Raw genomic sequence first — 4055 nt, forward strand, 5'->3', positions numbered from 1 at the left:
CGAGCTGGTCGGCGAGTGGACCCACCGCTACAGCCGCGAACTCGCCGTGTACCCCAGCGCCAGTCTGGTGGACGGCAAGTACTGGCCGCCGGTGGGCCGCGTGGACAACGTCCATGGCGACCGCAACCTGATCTGCGCCTGCCCCTCCATCGAGGCCTATCAGGACGCCTGATCCAGCCTGCCCCCAGTGGGAATCATCACCTGTGGGAGCGAATTCATTCGCGAATGAATTCGCTCCCACAGTCAGCCCAAACAAGAAGGAAAACCACCATGTTCCACAAGAGCCTGACCCTCTCCGACTTCGACCCCGCCCTGTTCGACGCCATCCGCCGCGAGGCCCAGCGCCAGGAAGACCATATCGAGCTGATCGCCTCGGAGAACTACACCAGCCCGCAGGTCATGCAGGCCCAGGGCAGCGAGCTGACCAACAAGTACGCCGAAGGCTATCCGGGCAAGCGCTACTACGGTGGTTGCGAGTTCGTCGACAAGGTCGAGCAGCTGGCCATCGACCGCGCCAAGCAGCTGTTCGGCGCCGATTACGCCAACGTCCAGCCGCACTCCGGCTCGCAAGCCAACAGCGCCGTCTACCTGGCCCTGCTGAACGCCGGTGACACCATCCTCGGCATGAGCCTGGCCCACGGTGGCCACCTGACCCACGGCGCCAAGGTCTCCTCCTCCGGCAAGCTCTATAACGCCGTGCAGTACGGCATCGATGGCAATGGCCTGATCGACTACGACGAGGTCGAGCGCCTGGCTGTGGAACACAAGCCGAAGATGATCGTCGCCGGCTTCTCCGCCTACTCCAAGACCCTCGACTTCCCGCGCTTCCGCGCCATCGCCGACAAGGTCGGGGCGCTGCTGTTCGTCGACATGGCCCACGTCGCCGGCCTGGTTGCCGCTGGTCTGTATCCGAACCCGCTGCCCTACGCCGACGTGGTCACCACCACCACCCACAAGACCCTGCGCGGTCCCCGTGGCGGCCTGATCCTGGCTCGCAAGAATGACGAGATCGAGAAGAAGCTGAACTCCGCCGTGTTCCCGGGCGCCCAGGGTGGCCCGCTGATGCACGTGATCGCCGCCAAGGCGGTGTGCTTCAAGGAAGCACTGGAGCCGGACTTCAAGGAGTACCAGGCCCAGGTGATCAAGAATGCCAAGGCCATGGCCAAGGTGTTCGTCGAGCGTGGCTACGACGTGGTGTCCGGCGGTACCGACAACCACCTGTTCCTGGTCAGCCTGATCCGCCAGGGCATTACCGGCAAAGACGCCGACGCTGCCCTTGGCCGCGCCCACATCACCGTGAACAAGAACGCCGTGCCGAACGACCCGCAGTCGCCCTTCGTGACCTCGGGCCTGCGCATCGGCACCCCGGCGGTGACCACCCGTGGCTTCGAGGAGCCGGAGTGCCGCGCCCTCGCGAGCTGGATCTGCGACATCCTCGACCACCTCGGCGATGCCGATGTCGAGGCCCAGGTGGCCAAGCAGGTCGCGGCGCTCTGCACCCGCTTCCCGGTTTACCCGGCCTGATCCCTCTTCCGGGAGTCGAGATATGTCGCTCAGCGTTTTCGATCTGTTCAAGGTGGGCATCGGTCCCTCCAGCTCCCACACCGTGGGGCCGATGCGCGCCGCCGCGCGTTTCGCCGAGGGGCTGAAATGGGACCACTTGCTGGGTCAGGTGACCAGCGTCCGGGCGGAGCTGTATGGCTCCCTCGGCGCCACCGGCAAGGGCCACGGCAGCGACAAGGCCGTGCTGCTGGGCCTGGAAGGCGAACAGCCGCACCAGGTGGACACCAGCACGGTAGAACTGCGCCTGGCGACCATTCGGGAAATCGGGTCCATCAACCTGCTGGGGGAGCGACCGATCCCCTTCGCGGAAAAGGAGCACCTGGCGCTGATCAGGAAGCCGCTCCCCTATCACCCCAACGGCATGATCTTCCGCGCCTTCGACGCCGCCGGCATCCAGATCCGCGCCCGCGAGTATTACTCGGTGGGCGGCGGCTTCGTGGTGGACGAAGAAGCCGCCGGCCTCGACCGCATCGTCGAAGACCGCACGCCGTTGCCCTACCCGTTCAAGACTGGCAAGGAGATGCTTGCCCACTGCACCGCCAGCGGCTTGTCCATCAGCGGTCTGATGCGTGAGAACGAGAAGGCCTGGCGCACCCCCGAAGACACCAGCGCCGGACTGATGAAGATCTGGCAGGTGATGCAGGACTGCGTGAAGGCCGGTTGCCGCAAGGAAGGCATCATGCCCGGCGGACTCAAGGTCAAGCGCCGCGCCGCCGCACTGTACCGCCAGCTCAGCGAGCAGCCGGAAGCCAACCTGCGCGACAGCCTGTCGGTGCTCGACTGGGTCAACCTCTACGCCCTCGCGGTGAACGAGGAAAACGCCACCGGCGGCCGCGTGGTCACCGCGCCCACCAACGGCGCGGCGGGCATCGTCCCGGCAGTGCTGCACTACTACAGCCGCTTCGTGCCCGGCGCCAATAACGACGGCGTCGAGCGCTTCCTGCTCACCGCCGCCGCCATCGGCATCCTCTACAAGGAAAACGCCTCGATCTCCGGTGCCGAAGTCGGCTGCCAGGGCGAGGTCGGCGTGGCCTGTTCGATGGCCGCCGGCGCCCTCTGCGAAGTCCTCGGCGGCACCCCGCAGCAGGTCGAGAACGCCGCCGAGATCGGCATGGAACACAACCTCGGGCTGACCTGCGACCCGGTCGGCGGCCTGGTCCAGGTGCCCTGCATCGAGCGCAACGCGATGGGCTCGGTGAAGGCCATCAACGCCGCACGCATGGCCCTGCGCGGCGACGGCCAGCACTTCATCTCGCTCGACAAGGTGATCCGCACCATGCGCCAGACCGGCGCCGACATGAAGAGCAAATACAAGGAAACCGCCCGCGGCGGCCTCGCCGTGAACATCATCGAATGCTGAACCACCGTCCGTAGGGTGCGCCGTGCGCACCACAGACGTTCATCGGTGCGCATGGCGCACCCTACTGGAGATTCCGCGTGACTACCGAAACCCTCGCCAAAACCCCGCTGCACGCCCTGCACCTCGAACTCGGCGCCCGCATGGTGCCCTTCGCCGGCTACGACATGCCGGTGCAGTACCCGCTCGGCGTGCTCAAGGAGCACCTGCACACCCGCGAGCAGGCCGGCCTGTTCGACGTCTCGCACATGGGCCAGGTCCTCCTGCGGGGCGAGAACGCCGCCCGTGCCCTGGAAAGCCTGGTGCCGGTGGACATCCTCGACCTGCCGCTGGGCACCCAGCGCTATGCCATGTTCACCGACGAAAACGGCGGCATCCTCGACGACCTGATGGTCGCCCGCCTGGCGGACGACACCCTGTTCCTGGTGGTCAACGCCGCCTGCAAGGACCAGGACCTGGCGCACCTGCGCAAGCACCTCGGCGAGCAGTGCGAAATCGAGTCGCTGTTCGAGTCCCGTGCCCTGCTCGCGCTGCAAGGCCCGGCCGCCGCCGCAGTGCTCGGCCGCCTCGCCCCGGAAGTGCAGGCAATGACCTTCATGCAATTCGCCAGCGTGAACCTGCAAGGTGTGGCCTGCTATGTCAGCCGCTCCGGCTACACCGGCGAGGACGGCTACGAGATTTCCGTTCCGGTCGAGCATGCCGATGCGTTGGCTCGTGCCCTGCTGGAGCAGCCGGAAGTCCAGCCGATCGGTCTCGGCGCGCGCGACTCGCTGCGCCTGGAAGCCGGCCTGTGCCTCTATGGCCACGACATGAGCACCGCCACCACCCCGGTGGAGGCCAGCCTCGGCTGGGCCATCTCCAAGGCCCGCCGCGCCGATGGCCTGCGTGCCGGCAACTTCCCCGGCGCCGGCCAGGTCTTCGCCCAGCAGCGCGACGGCGTGCCGAGCAAGCGTGTCGGCCTGCTGCCGCTGGAGCGTGTGCCGGTCCGCGAAGGCGCCGAGATAGTCGATGCCGAGGGCACGGTGATTGGCCGCGTCTCCAGCGGCGGCTTCGGCCCCAGCCTGGGTGCGCCGGTGGCCATGGGTTACGTGAGCGCCAGCCACGCCGCCCTGGACAGCGAGGTCTGGGCCCTGGT

General features: G+C 67.2%; 3 protein-coding genes. All 3 read left to right on the top strand.

The annotated features are described in order from the left end of the window. Window positions 1–270 precede the first annotated feature (270 nt). Complete coding sequence (gene glyA, locus E8E91_RS09730) at window positions 271–1524, top strand: serine hydroxymethyltransferase (RefSeq protein ID WP_280375567.1); 1254 nt, start codon at window positions 271–273, stop codon at window positions 1522–1524. Window positions 1525–1546: 22 nt separating this feature from the next. Further along, window positions 1547–2923 (top strand): L-serine ammonia-lyase, encoded by a 1377-nt coding sequence (locus E8E91_RS09735; RefSeq protein ID WP_280375568.1) that lies wholly within the window; start codon window positions 1547–1549, stop codon window positions 2921–2923. Between the two features lie 77 nt (window positions 2924–3000). Then, the coding region (gene gcvT, locus E8E91_RS09740; protein WP_280375569.1) for a glycine cleavage system aminomethyltransferase GcvT at window positions 3001–4055 on the top strand (1055 nt) is incomplete at its 3' end.

Source organism: Pseudomonas sp. BN515 (assembly GCF_029873155.1).
Taxonomy (GTDB): Bacteria; Pseudomonadota; Gammaproteobacteria; order Pseudomonadales; family Pseudomonadaceae; genus Metapseudomonas.

Coding starts and splice junctions, on each gene's coding strand:
- glyA (WP_280375567.1), top strand. CDS start 271: ATGTTCCACAAGAGCCTGACCCTCTCCGACTTCGACCCCGCCCTGTTC.
- E8E91_RS09735 (WP_280375568.1), top strand. CDS start 1,547: ATGTCGCTCAGCGTTTTCGATCTGTTCAAGGTGGGCATCGGTCCCTCC.